14 protein-coding genes are annotated in these 18541 nt (G+C 64.5%); 7 read left to right on the forward strand and 7 right to left on the reverse strand.

Features of this window, described 5'->3' with window-relative positions; genetic code table 11:
* Positions 1-14: 14 nt before the first annotated feature.
* Together ACJRPG_RS11080 and ACJRPG_RS11085 are read left to right on the forward strand one after the other, a co-directional pair.
* The gene (locus ACJRPG_RS11080) at positions 15-782 is read left to right on the forward strand and encodes a S1 family peptidase (RefSeq protein WP_408000139.1); all 768 of its coding nucleotides are present in this window, start codon (positions 15-17) and stop codon (positions 780-782) included.
* Positions 783-797: 15 nt separating this feature from the next.
* Complete coding sequence (locus ACJRPG_RS11085; protein WP_408000140.1) at positions 798-1397, forward strand: XrtA/PEP-CTERM system exopolysaccharide export protein; 600 nt, start codon at positions 798-800, stop codon at positions 1395-1397.
* 1 nt (position 1398) lies between these two features.
* Here ACJRPG_RS11085 and ACJRPG_RS11090 read toward each other — a convergent pair whose 3' ends face one another.
* The 3 genes from ACJRPG_RS11090 to ACJRPG_RS11100 are packed head-to-tail and all read right to left on the reverse strand — an operon-like array spanning position 1399 to position 6050.
* Positions 1399-3225: an asparagine synthetase B family protein gene (locus ACJRPG_RS11090; RefSeq protein ID WP_408000141.1), complete on the reverse strand. Its 1827-nt coding sequence runs from the start codon at positions 3223-3225 to the stop codon at positions 1399-1401.
* 12 nt (positions 3226-3237) lie between these two features.
* A complete protein-coding gene (locus ACJRPG_RS11095; RefSeq protein ID WP_408000142.1) occupies positions 3238-4473 on the reverse strand; it encodes a pyridoxal-dependent decarboxylase, exosortase A system-associated in 1236 nt (411 codons plus the stop codon).
* A complete protein-coding gene (locus ACJRPG_RS11100; protein WP_408000143.1) occupies positions 4470-6050 on the reverse strand; it encodes an acyl-CoA ligase (AMP-forming), exosortase A system-associated in 1581 nt (526 codons plus the stop codon). The genes ACJRPG_RS11095 and ACJRPG_RS11100 overlap by 4 nt, the downstream gene beginning before the upstream one ends.
* A gap of 200 nt (positions 6051-6250) precedes the next feature.
* Between ACJRPG_RS11100 and ACJRPG_RS11105 the strand changes: the two genes are divergently transcribed.
* Genes ACJRPG_RS11105 through ACJRPG_RS11120 form a run of 4 tightly spaced genes read left to right on the forward strand, consistent with a single transcriptional unit; the run spans position 6251 to position 9372 of the window.
* A complete protein-coding gene (locus ACJRPG_RS11105) occupies positions 6251-6499 on the forward strand; it encodes an acyl carrier protein (protein ID WP_408000144.1) in 249 nt (82 codons plus the stop codon).
* On the forward strand, positions 6496-7305 hold the full coding sequence (locus ACJRPG_RS11110; protein WP_408000145.1) for a hydrolase 2, exosortase A system-associated: 810 nt from the start codon (positions 6496-6498) through the stop codon (positions 7303-7305). Before ACJRPG_RS11105 ends, ACJRPG_RS11110 begins: the two co-directional genes overlap by 4 nt.
* Positions 7295-8101, forward strand: a complete 807-nt coding sequence (locus tag ACJRPG_RS11115; RefSeq protein WP_408000146.1) for a hydrolase 1, exosortase A system-associated — start codon at positions 7295-7297, stop codon at positions 8099-8101. The genes ACJRPG_RS11110 and ACJRPG_RS11115 overlap by 11 nt, the downstream gene beginning before the upstream one ends.
* Positions 8083-9372, forward strand: a complete 1290-nt coding sequence (locus tag ACJRPG_RS11120) for a glycosyltransferase (protein ID WP_408000147.1) — start codon at positions 8083-8085, stop codon at positions 9370-9372. The genes ACJRPG_RS11115 and ACJRPG_RS11120 overlap by 19 nt, the downstream gene beginning before the upstream one ends.
* Here ACJRPG_RS11120 and ACJRPG_RS11125 read toward each other — a convergent pair.
* The 4 genes from ACJRPG_RS11125 to ACJRPG_RS11140 form a co-directional block, all read right to left on the reverse strand.
* Positions 9296-10495, reverse strand: a complete 1200-nt coding sequence (locus ACJRPG_RS11125) for a VanZ family protein (RefSeq protein ID WP_408000148.1) — start codon at positions 10493-10495, stop codon at positions 9296-9298. The two genes, ACJRPG_RS11120 and ACJRPG_RS11125, sit on opposite strands and share 77 nt — an antisense overlap.
* Entirely contained in the window at positions 10473-11504 is a 1032-nt protein-coding gene (locus tag ACJRPG_RS11130) for an SDR family oxidoreductase (protein WP_408000149.1), read from the reverse strand. Before ACJRPG_RS11130 ends, ACJRPG_RS11125 begins: the two co-directional genes overlap by 23 nt.
* Position 11505: 1 nt before the next feature.
* On the reverse strand, positions 11506-12795 hold the full coding sequence (locus ACJRPG_RS11135; protein ID WP_408000150.1) for a nucleotide sugar dehydrogenase: 1290 nt from the start codon (positions 12793-12795) through the stop codon (positions 11506-11508).
* 70 nt (positions 12796-12865) lie between these two features.
* Positions 12866-14986 (reverse strand): hypothetical protein, encoded by a 2121-nt coding sequence (locus ACJRPG_RS11140; RefSeq protein ID WP_408000151.1) that lies wholly within the window; start codon positions 14984-14986, stop codon positions 12866-12868.
* A 459-nt stretch (positions 14987-15445) separates the two neighbouring features.
* Between ACJRPG_RS11140 and ACJRPG_RS11145 the strand changes: the two genes are divergently transcribed.
* Positions 15446-18478 carry a TonB-dependent receptor domain-containing protein gene (locus tag ACJRPG_RS11145; protein ID WP_408000152.1) on the forward strand — a complete coding sequence of 1011 codons (3033 nt, stop codon included), beginning with the start codon at positions 15446-15448 and terminating at the stop codon, positions 18476-18478.
* The last annotated feature ends 63 nt before the right edge of the window (positions 18479-18541 follow it).

An 18541-nucleotide genomic window follows, 5' to 3' on the forward strand; every position in this document is an offset into this window, starting at 1 on the left:
ATCGGGGGTTTGCCATGAAATTTCTCGCCCGCCTTGTTCAGTTTTTGCTAGCGGCTGCGCTCTGCCTGGCCGCCGGTTCCATGCGCGCCGGGCCCCTGGCCACCACGGTTGCGGCGGTGAAGCCGTCGGTCGTCGGCATCGGCACCTTGCAGCGCACCCGCAGTCCGCCGGTGCAGTTTCTCGCCACGGGTTTTATCGTGGGCGATGGACTGAGTGTGATCACTGCGGCGCACGCGGTTCCGCTGCTGCTCGATTCGGCCCGCATGGAGGTGTTAGGCATCATCACCGGCCAGGGCGAGCAGCTTGATTTTCGCCCCGTCACCGTGAAGAACATTGACCGGGAACATGATCTGGCGCATTTGCGGCTGATGGGCGCTCCCCTGCCCGCCTTGCGTGTGGCGGAAAACGACAATGCGGCGGAAGGCCAGGCCCTGGCTTTCACGGGTTTTCCGCTCGGGATGGCGCTCGGCATGGTGCCGGTGACGCACCGCGCCACGCTGGCTGCAATTACGCCGGTCACGCAGCCGCCCTTCCGTTCGCGCCAGCTGGATGCGCAAACGATTCGCCGCCTGCAAAAGCCTTTCAGCCTGTTCCAGCTGGACGGCACGGCGTATCCGGGCAACAGCGGCAGCCCCTTGTACGACCCCGACACCGGCACTGTGCACGGCGTGGTGAATGCCACCGCATTGAAAGGGGCGAAAGAAAACGCGATCAGCCAGCCGAGCGGCATTACCTATGCCGTTCCGGCCCGTTATCTGCGTGAACTGATCGACCGAATCTGAAGAGAGGAGATTCCGATGAAACGACTATTCGCACTGCTGGCCGCAACGCTGCTCACTGCGTGCGCCTCCACATCGCCCAATGCGCCGCTGGATCCGGGCCCCCTGCCGCCTGTCGAATACCTGATTGGGCCGGGGGACAACATCAACATCATCGTCTGGCGCAACCCGGAAGTATCGCAATCCGTGCCGGTGCGGCCGGACGGGCGCATCACCACCCCGCTGGTGGAAGACCTGGAAGCCAGCGGCAAGACTTCCACGCAACTGGCACGCGATATCGAGAAGGCGCTGTCGCGCTATATCCAGCAGCCGGTAGTGACCGTGATCGTTACCGGTTTCGTCGGCACCTACGACCGCCAGATCCGCGTGATCGGCCAGGCCGCACGCCCGCAGTCGCTGCCTTACCGCACCGGCATGTCGCTGATGGATGTGCTGATTGCCGTGGGCGGCATCACTGAATTTGCTGCCGGCAACCGCGCCAGCATCATCCGCGACGTCAACGGCACCCGGCAGCAGTTCACCGTGCGCCTCAGCGACCTGCTGAAGCGCGGCGACATCAGCGCTGATGTGCCGATGCGGCCGGGCGATGTGCTGGTGGTGCCGGAGAGCTTCTTCTGAGTCAGCGCCCTTCGCGCTGCCGGTACCATTGCTCCAGCATCATCAGCACCCATACCATGGTGCCGTGGTAGCCGGCATGTTCCGCAACATGCTCGCTCATCAGCCTTTCGGTGAAGGCGGCGCGCACAATGCCGCGCCGCGACAGGCCGGAGAGGCTGTCCTTTGCCATTTCCTGCAGCGGCTTGTGCGTTTGCAGCCACACGCCGAAAGGGAGCCCGAAGCCATGCTTGGGCTTCGCAAGGATTTCGTCCGGCAGGAAACCGCGCAAGGCCTCCTTGAAAAACCAGCGCAGCTGCGTGCCGCGCAGTTTCTGGCGCGGCGAGAGCTGTGCCGAAAAAGCGACCATGGCGTCGTCCAAGAAGGGGAAGGCGGCTTCAATTCCCGCCAGCTCGCAGGCCTTGCTCACTTTGGGCAAGTCGTTGTCCGCCAGCGTGGTCTTGAGGTCGAGCGCCAGCATACGGTTCACCAGGCTTTCCGCATCGCTGTGCCCATAGCTTTCGCGCAGCATGGCCAGGGGCGCCGCGGCCGACACGGCTTCGAGGAAATCCGCTTCAAACACTTCCTCGCCGCCGTAGCGTTCGAGCAGGTTATAGCTTTCCAGCCGGGCCGGCATGGCCACCGACGCTTGCCGCACATAGCTGCGCGCCTTCTGCAGCAGCCGTACGCGCTGCGCGCCCGGCAAGGCAGACAGCAGCGGTTCCAGCACGGATGCGCGGAGCCTGCGCGGAAGCCTTCCGTACAAGTCGAACAGCTGCTGGCGCGCATAGCGCTCGTTGCCGCCGAAAAGTTCGTCGCCGCCGTCGCCGCCTATCATGCGGCTGATACCGTCTTCCTGCGCCAGCAGCGCGCAATAGTAAGCCGGGACCGCCGAAGCATTGCCGGAAGGCTGGTCAAATGCGGCGGCGATGCTGGGGATGGCAGTCACCACGTCGTCCGGCGACACGTAGTACTCGTGATGGATGGTGCCAAAGTGCCGCGCGGTGATGCGTGCATACGCCATCTCGTCATAGCCATCGGCATCGAAGCCGATGGAATACGTGCGGGCCGGCCGCTTGCCGCAGGCCGTCAGCATGCCGGCAATGGTTGAACTGTCCGTGCCGCCGCTGAGGAAGGCGCCGGCCGAATCATCCCGGGCCAATGCGCCCATGCTTTCACGGAGCTGGGCGAGAAAAGCCTGGCGCAGGGCCGGAAAAGCCTGCTCGCGCTCTTCCACATAGTGCATGCGCCAGTAGGCACGGGTGCTGGCCCTGCCCTGCCGATAGTGCAGGTAATGGCCAGGCAGCAGGCGCTGCACGCCGCGATAGATCGTGGCCGGACCCGGAACCATGTGAAAGTAGACGTAGTTGTAGACGCTCTGCGGATCGATCTCCGCATGCCCGCGCAGGCAATCGGCGGAGGTGGCGAAACGCAGCGCTTCACCCTGCATGGCCCATAGCACGGGATGCACGCCCATGCGGTCGGTGGCGAGCAGCGCCTCGCCACGGCGGCTGTCCAGGATGGCCAGTGCAAAGGAGCCGGAAAGCTTTGCGCACAGGTCCGGCGTGTTGTTATGCCATGCCATGGCCAGCGCATGCGCATGGCCTTCGGCCTCGGCCAGCCCCGCCAGCCGGGGATCATTCCATCCGGGGCGTCCCCAAATGGCGACCAGCAGGCCATCGACACTGGCGAGATGTGCGGACGGCTGCGGCGCGCACAAGGCCACGGCACTGCGGTCGCCGCGCGCAAGATGCAGGGGGCTGCGATCGAAGCGCCGCAGCGGTGCGGCCATATCGTTGAGCAGCTCGTCGTTACCGGGTTGTTTGCCCATCCATCCGCACAAGCCGCTCATGGCACGCTCCTGTCAGATCAGAACCTCGACTGCATCGGGATGACTCAGGAAGGCAGACGGGCTGGCACTGCGGCCGTATGCGCCCGACTGCAACACGGCGACCAGGTCGCCCGGCTGGGCCCTGGCCAGCTCCATCTGGTCGGCCAGCAGGTCCAGCGGTGTACACAGCGGACCTACCACGGACACCGTTTCGCGCTCGCCGCCCTTCACGCGGTTGCCGATCACCACCGGATAATTCTTGCGGATGACCTGCCCGAAATTGCCGGATGCCGCCAGCTGGTGGTGCAGGCCGCCATCCGTCACCAGATAGACCTGGCCGCGTGATTCCTTGCGGTCGATAATGCGGGTGACGTAGACGCCCGCTTCACCCACCAGATAGCGGCCCAGTTCAATCACCACCTGCGCCGCAGGCATTTGCGGCATGTATTGCGCCAGCACCTCATGCAGATGGCTCCCGACAGCCTGGAGGTCGAGACGCTCTTCGCCGGGGAAGTAAGGAATGCCGAAACCGCCGCCGATATTCAGCAGGCGCAGCGCGCGCGGCGCATCCTGCGCCAGCCGTGCGGCGAGTGCAAAGGTCTTGTCATGCGCTTCCTGGATCGCAGCCGCCTTCAGGTTTTGCGAACCGCTGAAGATGTGGAAGCCATGGAAGTCCAGCTCCAGCGCAGCGATGCGGCGCAGCATGGCAGGCACACGCTCGGCGTCCACCCCGAACTGTTTCGGGCCGCCGCCCATCTTCATGCCGGAAGACTTCAGTTCGAAGTCCGGGTTAACGCGCACCGCCACCTGGGGCTGGATGCCCAGCTGCCGGCCGATGACGGCGGCGCGCTCCATTTCGCCCTCGGACTCCAGGTTGAGCACAATGCCCGCAGCGATTGCCACGGACAGTTCGGCATCGCGCTTGCCAGGCCCGGCAAAGCTGATGCGCGAGGGTGGCATGGTGGTATCCAGCGCGGTTTTCAGTTCGCCAGCGGAGGCAACGTCCAGCCCATCCACCAGGGTAGCCATGTGCTGCACCACCGCGGGCATGGGATTGGCCTTCATCGCGTAGTGCAGGTGGACCGATGGCGGCAGGTGCTTGCGCAGTTCGGCCACGCGCTGCGTCATGGCGGCGCGGTCGTAAGCGAAAAACGGGGTCTGGCCCACGCGCTGCGCGAGGCGTGGCAGCGGAATGCCGCCGATCAGCAGCGCATCGTCCTGCACCGGGAACTGGTTGAGCGGTGCATGCTGGGGACGGGCCGCACTCATGGCTTCTCCTGGAATACGCAGGCATATTGAGTGCCGAGCAGTTTGCGGTCGATCTTGCCGTTCGGGTTGCGCGGCAGCGTGCCGTCAACCATCACGATTTTCTGGGGCAGCATATAGGCGGGCAAGCGGGGCTTGCAGGCGGCCAGCAGATCGGCGGCTGTCATCGTTTTTCCTTCACGCGTGGCGGCAACGACCACAATAGCCTGGCCCAGCGCGGGATGCGGCACACCGATGGCCGCCGCTTCCGCAACCGCTTCCTGCGCATAGATGACCTCTTCCACTTCGCTGGGGCTGACCCGGTAGCCGGAAGTCTTGATCATCTCGTCGCTGCGGCTGACAAAGTATAGGAAGCCCTCTTCATCGCGCCGCACTGTGTCGCCGGACCACACAGCCACCTCCTGCAGCGGCAGGCCTGCATGGCGTACGGGCAGCGGGCGGAAACGTTCGGCAGTACGGGCCGGGTCGTTCCAGTAACCCAGCGATACCAGGGCGCCACGATGCACCAGTTCTCCCGGTTCGCCCGCCGCGCACTCGCTGCCGTCCGGCCGCAGCACCATCACTTCCGCATTCGGAATGGCCTTGCCCATCGAATCAGGCCGGCGGTCCAGCTCCTCCGGCGGCAGATAGGTGGAGCGGAATGCCTCGGTCAGGCCGTACATCAGGTAGGGCTTCGCCTTCGGCAGCGCCTTGCGCAGTGCGTCGAGGGTGGGCCGCTGCATGGCGCCGCCCGAGTTGGTGATATAGCGCAGCGTACAGTCCGTAGGCCAGTCCAGCGGCGCAAGCTGAATCCACAGCGGAGGCACGGCCGCCAGGCCCGTGATGCGTTCCGCAACGACGGCGTTCAGCACATCGCGCGGAAACAGGTGATTGATAAGCACGGCGCACGCGCCAACGCTGAAGGCAGTCGTCAACTGGCTGAGGCCATAGTCGAAGCTGAGCGGCAGCACGGCCAGCAGGCGGTCCTGCTGCGTGTTGCCAAGGTAGGATGCAACGCTGCGCGCACCCGCCATCATGTTCCGGTGTGACAGCACAACGCCTTTCGGCTTGCCGGTGCTGCCGGAGGTGTAAAGGATTGCCGCCATGTCCGCATCGATGGCGCGCGTCGGGGTGTTCGCCGGAGGCACGTCAAGCGCAGCATCCCAGGAAAGCGCCTCTACCTTGGCCACAGCGGCAAGCTGGCCGCTTCCGGTTGCGATCACGGTGCGCAGGTCCGGGCATTGCGCCAGCGCGGGGGCCAGCACCCGCAGGCGGTCGGCAGATGTCACCAGCACACGCACGTTGCAATCGGCCAGGATATAGGCGACCTGCTCGGCCTTCAGCAAGGGATTGACCGGCACGAACACGCCTCCTGCGAGCGAGGCGCCAAACATGGCCGCCACGTTCTCGACGTTCTTCTCCATGTAGACGGCCACGCGCTCGCCGCGCTGCAATCCGCCGCGCAGGAAGCCGTTCGCCGCAGCGCGCACCAGCGCCGCCAGGCCGCGATAGGACAGGCGCTGCGCGCCGTATACCAGCGCTTCCGCTTCAGGCGAGGCTTGCTCGCTCTGGAAAATGAGATCGTGAATCAGATCGTTCATGGGAGGTCGGGCCAAAGGCCGCAAGGGCAAGACGAAGCGCGAAAACTCTTCGACAATCCTATCATTCTACAATTGGGCGCAATTTGCGCCAAGCCAAACTCTCCCGCGCAGGCTGCTTCTACACTGGCAGAACGCCGTCAGGGTATACTCCGCCGCGCAAAACAACCCGCGCGGGTTGCGAATATGACCATGGAGTTGCTATGTATCTGGAAGAAGTCAAAAAAATCGTGATCGACGTGCTGGCCCTTGGCGCCGCAGGCGAATCGCTGAATGAGCATTCGGCATTGCTGGGCAGCCTGCCGGAGCTGGATTCGATGGCTGTAGTGCAGCTGATCGGCGCCCTGGAAGATCATTTCGGCTTCAGCGTCGACGACGACGAAATCAGCGCTGCCAATTTCGCAACGCTCGGCAGTCTGGCTGCATTTGTCAGGTTCAAGTTGACGGCATGATTCCCTCAAGCGCGCCGCCTCCCCGGCCGTTCTTCCTGAACGCCGGCGAGGCGGCGCGCTTTTGCCTCTATCACGCTGCCGCGCAGCCCTGCCGCGGCAGCTGGCTGTATGTCCATCCCTTTGCTGAAGAACTGAACAAATCGCGCCGCATGGCGGCACTGCAGGCGCGGGCGCTGTCGCAAAGCGGCTTCGCGGTGCTGCAGATCGATTTATACGGTTGCGGCGACAGCGCCGGCGACTTCGGCGACGCGAGCTGGCAGGCCTGGCTCGATGACCTGCAACTCGCATCGGCGTGGCTGACGTCGGAAACAGGTTCGCGTCCCGGCCTGTGGGGCCTGCGCCTCGGCGCTTCGCTGGCCGTGGCCTACGCCAGTTCTGCCTCGTGCCCACCCGAGCGCCTGCTGCTCTGGCAGCCCGTCTGCCAGGGAACGCAGCACCTGCGCCAGTTCCTGCGCCTGAAGGTCGCCGGCGACGCCCTGGAGCGGAACGCGGGCGCCGGCGTCGCCGCCATGCGCCAGTCGCTGCTGGACGGGGTTGCGCTGGAAATCGCCGGTTACCAGCTGTCGCCGGTGCTGGCGCAGGTAATCGATGCGCTCGACCTGTGCAGCCTGGCCCCACGCATGCCAACGCACTGGATGGAGATCGGCGCCCAGTATTCGCCCGGCGCACAGCGGATCGCCGATGCCTGGCGCGCCGCAGGAACGCCGCTGGAATTCGATCTGGCCGCCGGCCCTCCTTTCTGGGCCACGCAGGAAGTCGCCGAATGTCCCGCCTTGCTCAGCCTCACCGCACGCCATGTATGCTGAAACGGCCCATTGCTTCGAGTGCGAAGGCGACTGGCTGACCGCCATCGCGACGGCGCCCCGGCAGCCCCTGCGGCGCGGAGTGCTGATTCTCGTCGGCGGGCCGCAGTACCGCGCCGGCAGCCACCGCCAGTTCGTCCTGCTGGCTCGCACGCTGGCGCAGCACGGTATACCTTCCTTCCGTTTCGATGTGCGTGGCATGGGCGACAGCACCGGTGATCCGCGCGGCTTTGAAGCGACAGCCGCCGACATCCGGGCCGCAATCGACCACTTCTTCATCATCCAGCCCTGCCTCGCTGAAGTGGTGCTGTGGGGACTTTGCGATGCCGCTTCGGCAGCCCTGCTCCATTCCGTGCGGGATGCGCGCGTGCATGGCCTGGTGCTGCTGAATCCCTGGGTACGCAGCACTCAGACCGCCGCCCAGGCCACGCTGAAGCACTACTATCGCTCACGCCTGCTCGATGCAGGTTTCTGGAACAAGCTGATTGCGGGACGGTTCCGGCCCGCTGCGGCGTTGCGCTCCTTTGCCGGCCTGGCAGCGGCGGCACGCCAGCCTGCCGACAGCGCCCTCGCCTCGCGCATGCTGCAAGGGCTGCGGCTTTTTCCCGGCCGCGTGCTCGTGATCCTGAGTGGACGGGATCTGACTGCGCGCGAATTCAGCGACGTGTGCTTGCGCTCCCCCGAATGGACAAACCGGATCGAGCTGCGCGAGCTCGCGGAAGCCAACCACACCTTCGCGCGTGCCGAGTGGCGCGAGCAAGTGGCGGCGTGGACTGCGCAATGGGTGAAATCATGCTGAAGCGCGTGCTGATGATTGCCTTTCACTTCCCGCCACTGCATGGCAGCAGCGGTATCCAGCGCACCCTGAAATTTGCGAAGTACCTGCCGGAGCATGGCTGGGAACCACTGGTGCTGACGGCCCATCCGCGTGCCTATGCGCATACCGGCGCCGACCAGTTGGGCGAGCTGCCGCATGATACGGTTGTGCGGCGTGCCTTTGCTTGCGACGCCGCGCGCCAGCTGGCCGTGTTCGGGCGCTATCCCGGCTGGCTCGCCCAGCCGGACCGCTGGATCAGCTGGGCGGTAGGCGCCATCCCCGCGGGCCTGCTGATGATCCGGCGCTACAGGCCGCAGCTTATCTGGTCGACCTATCCCATCGCCACCGCGCACGTGATTGGCCATGCGCTGCACCGCCTGTCAGGACTGCCGTGGATCGCGGATTTCCGTGACCCGATGCTGGACGAGTACTACCCGCCGGACCCGCTGACGCGCCGCGTGCGCCGCCGCGTCGAAACACGCACCTTGCAGCACTGCGCTGCGGCGGTCGTCACCACTCCCGGCGTGTTGCGGCGCTATCGCGGGCAGTACCCGGCGGCGAAGTGCACGCTGATAGAGAACGGCTACGACGAAGCAGATTTCGCACAGCTTCCCGCGCAGCGTGCACCCGCACAGCGCTTCACACTGCTGCACAGCGGCCTTATCTACCCTTCGGAACGCGACCCGAGCGCCTTCCTGCAGGCGGCCGGCGAACTGGCGCGCGACGGCCTCCTTCGTGCCACGCGCTTTCGCACCGTACTGCGCGCGCCCGGCCATGAGGAATGGCTCAAAGCCCGCATCGCCCACTATGGCGCTGCGGATATCGTGGAAGTGGCGCCGCACCTCGGCTACCGTGATGCGCTGGCGGACATGGCGCACGCCGATGGCCTCCTGGTGCTGCAAGCCGCCAATTGCAACGAGCAGATTCCTGCCAAGCTGTACGAGTATCTGCGCTTGCGGCGGCCTGTGCTCGGGCTGACGGATGCCGCCGGCGACACGGCAGCCACCCTGCATGCCGCGGGAATCGATACCATCGCGCCGCTCGACTCCGTGAACGACATCAAGCGCGCACTGCTGCGCTTCATCGATGATGCCCAGGCAGGCCTGGCGCCGCTGCCGAGCGAATCCTTCGTTGCCACATGTTCGCGCAGTATGCGCACCGCACAGCTGGCGCAGCTTATGGAGGAGATCTGCTACGCAAGCGAACAGTCCAGGGAAGAACCCAGCCTGCGCACACCATGGCGGCCTGGGTGACATCGCCGTGGCGGCCGGGAATACGCTGCTGCAGCCATTCCAGCGCCAGCATGGTGGCCATCAGCAGCAGGCATCCAACCAGTGCACACACGCGCCGGTGCTGCGGCGGCGCTGCCAGCCGTATGCAATAGGCCAGCGCCATGCCGGGCCAGATGCAGGCCACGAGATTTTCGAAACCGTCCTGGCGGGCGATCTGCGCCTGGAAAGGCACCCAGTTGAACGCCGCAGGAGCTCCCGGCCATGGCCCGGGGGCCAGTTCGGCAATCGCCAACCCCGCCGCAGTCAGCATGGCGCCGCACGCGGCCAGCCGTGCAGCCGCACATCGGCTCCACAGCGCCAGCGCCGCCAGCGAACATGCGGAGGCCAGCAACAGTTCCAGCGTCAGCATGCGTTCCGGTACCAGCAGGCGAAGCAGGCATACCGCCGCCAGCAGCCATGCATAAGTGCGGACCGCCTGCTCCGGCCGCCGCAGCAGCGTGCACAGCAGGAAGGCCAGCCCGGTCTGGTAGCACAGCAGCATCAGCAATCTCACGAGGTCCGCGCCTTCGGGCGCCAGCACCGCGCGGACAAGCTGGCCGAGATCGCTGCGTAGCGGGGCAACATCGAACGAAGGAAGCAGCGGAGCCGTCTGCGCAATGGCCCATAGCGCAATCACGCAAAGGCCCGCAGCGGGCAGCGGGCCCGGTGCGACCGACTCGCTCCAGTAGCGGCGCAGGCGGTCGCCAATATGTGTTTCGCCATACCACAGCATGGCGCAGATGCCGCCGCAGGCCGCGCCTGCCACATCCGCCATCACGTCCAGCATGGAGGGAACGCGGGCGGGCAGCCAGTGCTGCATCATCTCCACCGCGAGGCTGAGCGCTCCTCCGGTACCGGCAGCGAGAAACACCGCACACATGCTGCGCTGTCCCATCGCGACCAGCACCCCCAAGGGGAAGTAGACAAACAGGTTCTGAATAACATCGCTTTTATCCACGTGCGACGGCCACGCTGGAAGCCGCAATCCCTGTCCATGCGGCGCCCGCCATTCGAAGGGGAAGAAGCTGCCGTACGCGATAAGCGCGACATACGCCGCAAGCAGCAGCGCCAGCGCCGGATCCCTACGCAGGGTGCTTGCCGGCATACCAGTCCACCGACGCCTTCAGGCCGTCGGAAACGCTGTGTGTGGGCTCATAGCCCAGCAGCCGCCTGGCTTTGCCGATATCCGCGAGGGAATGGCGGACGTCGGCGGCGCGAAAGCCGCGGTATTGTGCTGAATGCGAGACAACGTGAGGATAGCGCTCCGCGAGAAGCTCGCGCAGCTGCCGGTAAAGCTGGTTCAGCGTGGTCCGGCCACCGAAGGCCACGTTGTAAACCTGGCCCAGCGCCGAAGCGTCCTCCGACAGCGCGGCAAGCAGGTTGGCCTGCACCACATTGCCGACATAGCAGAAATCGCGGCTGGATTCGCCATCGCCGTTGATGAAGACGGGCGCATTGGCGATCAAGGCCGTCAACCATTGCGGTATTACGGCGGCATAGGCGCCGGCCGGATCCTGGCGCGGCCCGAACACATTGAAGTAGCGCAGGCCGATCAGCGGTACCTGGTAGCAGCGGCTGAAGGTTCCGGCATAGAGCTCGTCGGCCAGCTTGGTAACGGCATATGGTGACAGGGGCTTGCCGATCTGGTCTTCGACCTTGGGCAGCGCCGGATGGTCGCCATACACGGAGCTGGAGGAGGCATACACGAGGCGCCGTACGCCCGCGCCACGCGCCGCCAGCAGGATATTCAGGAAGCCCGTCAGGTTGCTGCCGTGCGTGGCCAGGGGATCGTCAATCGATCGCGGCACGGAACCAAGCGCCGCCTGGTGCAGGATAAACTGCACGCCTTCGGCCGCACGCGCGCAGACTTGCGGATCGCAGATATCGCCCTCCACGAAGCGGAAACGCGACCAGGCGTCGGCGCCCACGCTGCGTCGTACTTCGGCAAGATTTGCCGGATGGCCGGTCGAGAAGTTATCGATGCCAGCCACCTGCTGGCCGAGCTTCAATAGCGCTTCCGTCAGGTGCGAGCCGATGAAACCGGCGGCGCCGGTCACCAGCCAATGGTGGCGGCGGCCGGCGAGCTGGGAGTGCAGCAGGTCGATACGCCCCATCTCACAGCCGCCATACGTTGTAGCCCGCCTCGCGCAGGGCGTTGCGGTCGAACTGCGACTTCACGTCGATGAAGCAGCCGCCGGGACGGAGCTTGCTGCACAGCCGTGCCAGCGGCAGCTCGCGCAGCACCTGGTGCGGCACGGTGGCCACGACGGCATCCGCCGCCGGCAGCGTTTCCCAGCTGTCCAGCTGGATGCCGTATTCATGCCGAGCGTCCTTCGCGTCCGCCACGGGATCAAAAACGTGCACGTCCAGCCCGTAGGAGCGCAGTTCACCGACCACGTCGGCCGCCTTGGAATTGCGCAGGTCCGGGCAATCTTCCTTGAAGGTGAGCCCCAGCACGTTCACGGTGGCGCCCTTGATATGGCAGCCCGCGCCGATCATCTCCTTCACCGTTTTCTCGGCCACGAATTTGGCCATGCCGTCGTTGATGCGGCGGCCCGCCAGTATCACGTGGGGGTGGTAGCCGATCATATCGGCCTTGTGTGTCAGGTAATAGGGGTCGACGCCGATGCAGTGGCCGCCAACGAGACCGGGGCGGAAAGGCAGGAAGTTCCATTTGGTGCCTGCCGCCTGCAGCACTTCCAGCGTGTCGATGCTCAGTTTGTCGAAAATGATGGCCAGCTCGTTCATCAGCGCGATATTCAGGTCGCGCTGGGTGTTTTCGATGACCTTCGCCGCTTCGGCTACCTTGATCGAGGACGCGCGGTACACGCCCGCAGCCACCACGCTCTCATACAGCCGCGCCACCGCCTCCAGGGTTTCCGCATCATCGCCCGACACGACTTTGCGGATGGTGGTCAGCGTATGCGTCTTGTCGCCGGGGTTGATACGCTCGGGCGAAAAACCCACGTGGAAGCCATCCTTCCAGCGCAAGCCGGAGTGCTTTTCCAGGATGGGAATGCAGATTTCCTCCGTGGCGCCGGGGTACACCGTGGATTCATACACGACGATGGCACCGCGTTTCATATGCTTGCCCACGCTGACGCTGGCCAAACGCAAGGGTTCGAAATCCGGATTGCGCGCGGCGTCCACCGGCGTGGGGACGGCAACGAGGATGAAATCCGCCTGCGCGAGCACTGCGGGGTCGCAACTCAGCACCAGGTGCTCGGAGGCGCGCAATTCGCTTTCGCTTACCTCGCCGGTGGGATCATTGAAGCGGCGATAGTTCTCCACCTTCTGTTCGGAGAGGTCGAAGCCGATCGTCGTGCGTTTTTTGCCGAATTCCACGGCCAGCGGCAGGCCCACATAGCCCAGGCCCACCACCGCCACAACATATTGCTTGTCCATGGCCGCTCCCATGATGATGACATTTCATCATAAGAAAGCCGGCCGCAAGCGGCTCTGATCTATATCACGCTCAGGGCATTGGCTTGAAGCCTTCGGCGCGCACAGTCCAGCGCCCGTCCTGCGGAAAACCGGGGGTTGGGCGGGACGGGGCGCCATCCCAGCCGCCTGCCATCATGGCGACGGCGGCCAGCAGGGAGCCGTTGCCGGGCAGGTAGACGGGTAGCGACTGGTTCGGATTGTGGCCTGCGGCGGTATAGCTGTTTCCGGGGCCGTCGCTCTTGAGCAGCACGTCCACCGCCTGCTGCGGCATGTCCAGGCGCGCGGCCGTCATGGCCACCATCGGGTAGTCCCAGCCCCAGATCTTGGTATCCCAGTCCCATCCCGCGAGTACGGCTTCCAGCGTGCGCTTCATCACGGCGCGGTCCACCCCTGCTCCCGGCAGCTGGCCGAAGGCCATCAGGAAGGATGGATGGTCGTGGCGGCTGGCGATGTTGTCCCAGGTGTCCGGCGTGGATTCGAGCGCCACATATTTGCCGTCTTTCTGCGGCAAGGCGGATAGGTTCAGGCGCGTGTTCTCCCAATCCGCATCCTGCGGCAGGCCGAGGCGCGCACGCCATTGCTGCGCGATCTGCAGCCCCGTGGCCCAGTAGCTCAGCTCATAGGCCGGGTTCATGCTGGTGGACTGGTCGTAGATTTCCTGCGCAATCCACAGCGGCGGCCCCAGTACATAGCGCTTGCCTTCGGCGTCCCAATGCAGCATGGAGGCCATGGCATCGGCGGTGGCGAATACCAGCTCGCTGTATTTCTCCAGCGTTTTGCGGTCAGGCGCATCGCGGTACAGCAGTTCGGCCAGATGGATGATATGCGGCTGGTTCCAAACGATCATCGGGTTCCCGCCCGGGCTCTCCCTGCCGTCCGGCCCCACCATTTTCGGCCAGCGCGCGCCCTTGAGGCCACGCGAGGCCGCCACCTGGCGTGCCACGGGCAGCGTTTTCTGGAACCAGCGCAGCATGTTTTCCAGGTATTGAGGACGGTTCCACAGCGCGTAATGCGCACCGTGCCACCACATCATCTCGGTATGATGCTTGCCGTACCAGGTGGACATGGTCAGGCCGCTCTCCTGCGGCGGAACATCGCCGCCAGCCTGGATCGCGGTGAGGTATTGCGACAGCACCACGCGCCGTTCCAGCTCCTTCGCACGCGGATCGGTGCTGCCGCTGAAATCGATCGCCGCGCCGCTTTGCCAGAAACTGCGCCAATGCTGCGCGCTTTGCGTGATCACGGCGGCCGGCGTGTCAGCAGCCTTCGCATCCGGCAGCGGCGAATAGCTCAGCGTGAATTCGAGCGTCTGCCCCGCAGCCGGCACGATCCGGAAGGTATGCGGCGCGGGGCGACTGATGGTCACTGGCGCTGCAGTATCCAGCACCGCCGAATAGCGTGCCGCATCGCGCACATGCTCCAGCACCAGCGAGCGGCTGCTTTGCGATTTCACCTCGCTGCGGTGCGACTCCGGCTGCGACCAGTCGAGCCCGGGATTCATCTTCACCATCTGGTAGCCGCGCGGCAGCGCCAGGCCCACCGCAAGCTTGCCGCCGGCGAGCAGCGGAGAGCTGATGCGCACGGCCAGCGTATCCTGGCGCGGGCTCACCGCCGTGGTCACGCTCACCGGCTGGCCGTCGATGGTATAGCGGCTGGTCAGGGTGCCGGTCCACAGGTCCAGCTTCTGGTCGATATCCCTGATATCGGCCATCGCCAGCGGCTGGCCGTTGGGGCGCTGCAAACCCAGTTGGCCGAGCGGCATGGTGTGCGGATTCTCGCGCAGCCACATGCCGGCCGGCGTATCCATCAGCGTGGGGTAGCCCACAGTCTTGCCGTGCGCCGTGTAATCGCGGTTCGCATCGGACAGCTTGTAGCCCTTCGGGTTCGGGTTTTCGTGCCACGACCAGCGCGCCTGCGTTTCGAGCGCGATGCCCTTGCCTGCGTAATGCTCGGGGAAGGTCTGCAGGCCTGTGACATCGGCGGTGAAGCAGAACTGGCCGTTGCCCACACTGAGTGGCGCCCAGGGGTCGATTGCGTTCAGGCGGGGATTGTGCCGTTCCACCAGCGCCTTGCGGTCGATCGGCTGGGCCGAGGCCAGCCCGAAAACAGAAATGAGCAGAACGAACTGCAAGGGGCGCCGGAATGGCGTCATCAATATCTCCAGATGCAAAAAGGGTAGGCAGAACGCATTCTGCCTACGTGAACGGCGCCTGCCAGCACGAAAATGCAGGCGCCCGGAGTGAAACGATCAATGAGGTGCTCAAAACGGTAAAACCCGATCAAAGCGGCTATCGCTGGATTGATCTGAATAGATCATATCCAACAAACGCAACAGAAAAACGGCCGAATTGATCAACTTTGTGACTATAGCGGCTTTAGTCAATTGCTTGAGCGGTCGATGATTGACGCCCTTAATCAAAGGTTCATACCATCAGTAACGTTCACGGTCGCAAAAGGGCTAAGGGTTTGGCTACCGCAGGAACAATTCGGATGGATGGAGACGTATAAATATTCTTAAGCTGTACCTATTTAGATTGGGGGAGTCACAATGCGACATCAAAAGCGCAGTAGTAAAAAGAGAACCCGGCAGCAGCAGTCAATTTCGGCGATTTTGGTCGCAGCAAGCATCACCAGCATCGCCAGCGCGCAAGAGGCAGAAAACAGCACCACCAAGCCCGAGGACAACAAGGTCGTTATCACCGGCACCAGGCTGGTGAACCGCGGCTTCCTCGCCCCAACGCCCGTTACCGTGCTCGATGCGCAGGAACTGAAGGTGACGGGTACACAGAACCTGGAAACGCTGCTGACGGATACGCCGCAATTCACGGCTAACCAGTTGAGCAGCCCTACCGCGAATACCATGCAGGCCGGCCAGCCTTCCGGCACCGCGACGCTGAACTTGCGCAACCTGGGCCCGACCCGCAACCTGGTGCTGGTGAACGGCCGCCGCTTCGCGATCACCGGTCCTGATTTCACCACCGACATCAACGCCATTCCGGCGGCACTGGTCAAGCGCATCGAAACCGTCACCGGCGGTTCTTCGGCCGTTTACGGCTCGGACGCGATTTCCGGCGTGGTCAACTTCATCATGCGCGACAATTTCCAAGGCATTGAACTCAATGCCCAGCGCAGCTGGGATCAGCCGACCAAAACGCCCACGAAAAGCGTGGACCTGACGGTCGGCGGCAACTTCGACAACAACAAGGGCAATGCGGTAATGTCCTTCAACTTCATGGACCGCGAAGGCCAGACGCGCGGCGACCTTGGCGGCTACTCCCTGCCATCGCTGGGCGACGGCTGCGTGACCGCAGCCTCATGGTCGGCCACTCGTCCGGGCACGCCGATGGCCATCCCCGCCGGCCAGACCTGCCTTTCGGCGGGCGGCCGCCCGGGCCTGATCTTCAGCGGCTCGTCCAACGTGCCGAACGGCCGCATCGGAAACTTCCCTGTGGTCGGCTCCGCAGCCTCCAATCCTGCACTGGATGCGGCGCTGCGCGCGGCCGGCCTGGGCAGCATGGGCACCCTGGGCGCCATTTTCGACGCGAGCGGCAAGTCTGTACGGCCTTACGTGGCGCCGGACGACGCCTACGACCTGGGCCCACTGTCCTATATCGTCACGCCGCAGAAACGCTGGATGGGCAATGCCTTCGCACGCTATGAGCTGAGCGACAATGCCACCGCCTACATGGAAATGCACTACAGCAGCAACAGCGCCAAAGTGCAGATCGGCCCAAGCGGCGCGGGCGGCAACTTCCTCATCAACACCAACAATCCGTATCTGAGCCCTCAGATGCAGGAAGTGATGCGCCAGATGGACCTGCGCGAAACCGGCACCGTGCGCGCTACCAACGGCTCGCAGACCTTGACGACGGTCGCAGGCGACGGCCTGGCGCTGATCAACCTGAACCGCCGCCTGTCCGATATGGGCACCCGCATGGGTGAGACCGAGCACTCGGTCTACCGCATTGCGGTCGGCGTGCGCGGCGACCTGCCGAGCGTTTCGGAGAACTACCTGAGTGACCTGAAGTACGACGTGTACTACACCAACGCCCGTACCACCGAGTCGCAGTTCCAGGGCGGTTCCGTCTCGCTGAGCCGCTTCCAGAACGCCATCCTGTCGCAGAACGGCGCGGCGCCGGTGTTCAATCCCTTCGGCCAGAACATGACCGATGCGGCGCGCAACGCGATCCAGATCTCGTCCAACTCGAACATCGTGGCCGAGCAGCAGGTATTGGCCGGTAACGTCACGGGTAAGCTGGCGGATCTGCCAAGCGGCCCGGTGGACTTCTCGGCCGGTTTCGAACGCCGCCACTCATTCGCCAAGTACACGCCTGATGCCTTCCTGGCGTCCGGTGACGTCTCCGGCTGGAATGCAGCGTTGCCGACCGCAGGCGAAGCCACCGTGAAAGAGTTCTTCGGCGAAGCCCGCGTGCCGCTGCTGAAGGACAAACCGTTCGCGAAGAGCCTGAGCGTCAGCGGCGCCTTCCGCCATTCGGACTACGATGTTGAATCGGTCGGCAAGGTATGGACCAGCTCCATCGGCACCGAATGGGCGCCTGCGGAAAGCCTGACCTTCCGCGTCCAGAAGCAGAAATCGATCCGTGCGCCGAACGTGGGTGAACTGTTCGGCGGCCAGGGCCGCAACGGCCCTACCGCAATCGACCCTTGCTCCAGCCGCGCGCCGGCCGGCCAGCAGACCGCGGCCGTGCGTGCACTGTGCGTTGCCACCGGCGTGCCGTCCAACCTGGTGTTCGACCAGTCGGTGCAGCCAACGCCGTTCCTGACCCAGATCATCGGCGGCAACCCGAACCTGTCGGCAGAAACCTCCCACACCACGACCGTTGGTGCGGTGTTCGCGCCACGTTCGGTGCGCGGCCTGCAAATGAGCCTGGACTACTACAAGATCACGCTGGACAACGCCATCTCCACCCTGGGCGGCGGCGGCATCCAGTCCGTGCTTGACCTGTGCTACAACACCATCCAGAACGCAGACAGCGTGTACTGCAAGGCCATCAACCGTGATCCGGTCACTGGCCAGATCGCTGCGCCAAGCTATGTGATGACGACCGCAGCCAACATCGGCGGCATCAAAACGCAAGGTGTGGACATGGCAGTGAACTACGCCTTCCCGAGCGCCTGGGGCCTGTTCGGCAACAGCAGCCGCTGGAACCTGGACACCAACTGGACCTATGTGGACGAGCTGACCTTCACCCCGATCCAGGACATCCCGGACGTGAAGAACGAGTGCGTGGGCACCTGGGGCGGCACCTGCGGCCAGCCTGTAGCGAAGTGGAAGGGCACTGCACGCGTGACCTGGAACAGCGGCAAAGTGATGCTGTCGGCACGCGCGCGCTACACCGGCAGCGTCACCACCGATGCCTACATTGTGCCGCTGCGTAAAGGCCTGACTCCACCGCTGTATGAATCGCTGACCAATCCGAAGATCAAGGCTTACACCTACCTTGACCTGACGGCGGGCTACGAATTCAGCAAGATGGTGAGCCTGACCGCCGGCGTGCGCAACGTGACGGACAAGGATCCTCCTGTTGTCGGTTCCACCCAGCTGCCGACGAACAACTCGATCTCGGCCAGCTACGATCCTCTGGGACGTACCTTCTTTGCTACGCTGAACGTCAAGATGTAGGAAGCGGCAGGCAAACAAAAACCCCCGGCAGCGCAAACTGCCGGGGGTTTTTTACGCCTTGCG

It is taken from the genome of Pseudoduganella rhizocola (assembly GCF_045984285.3).
In the GTDB taxonomy this organism is placed as follows: domain Bacteria; phylum Pseudomonadota; class Gammaproteobacteria; order Burkholderiales; family Burkholderiaceae_D; genus Rugamonas.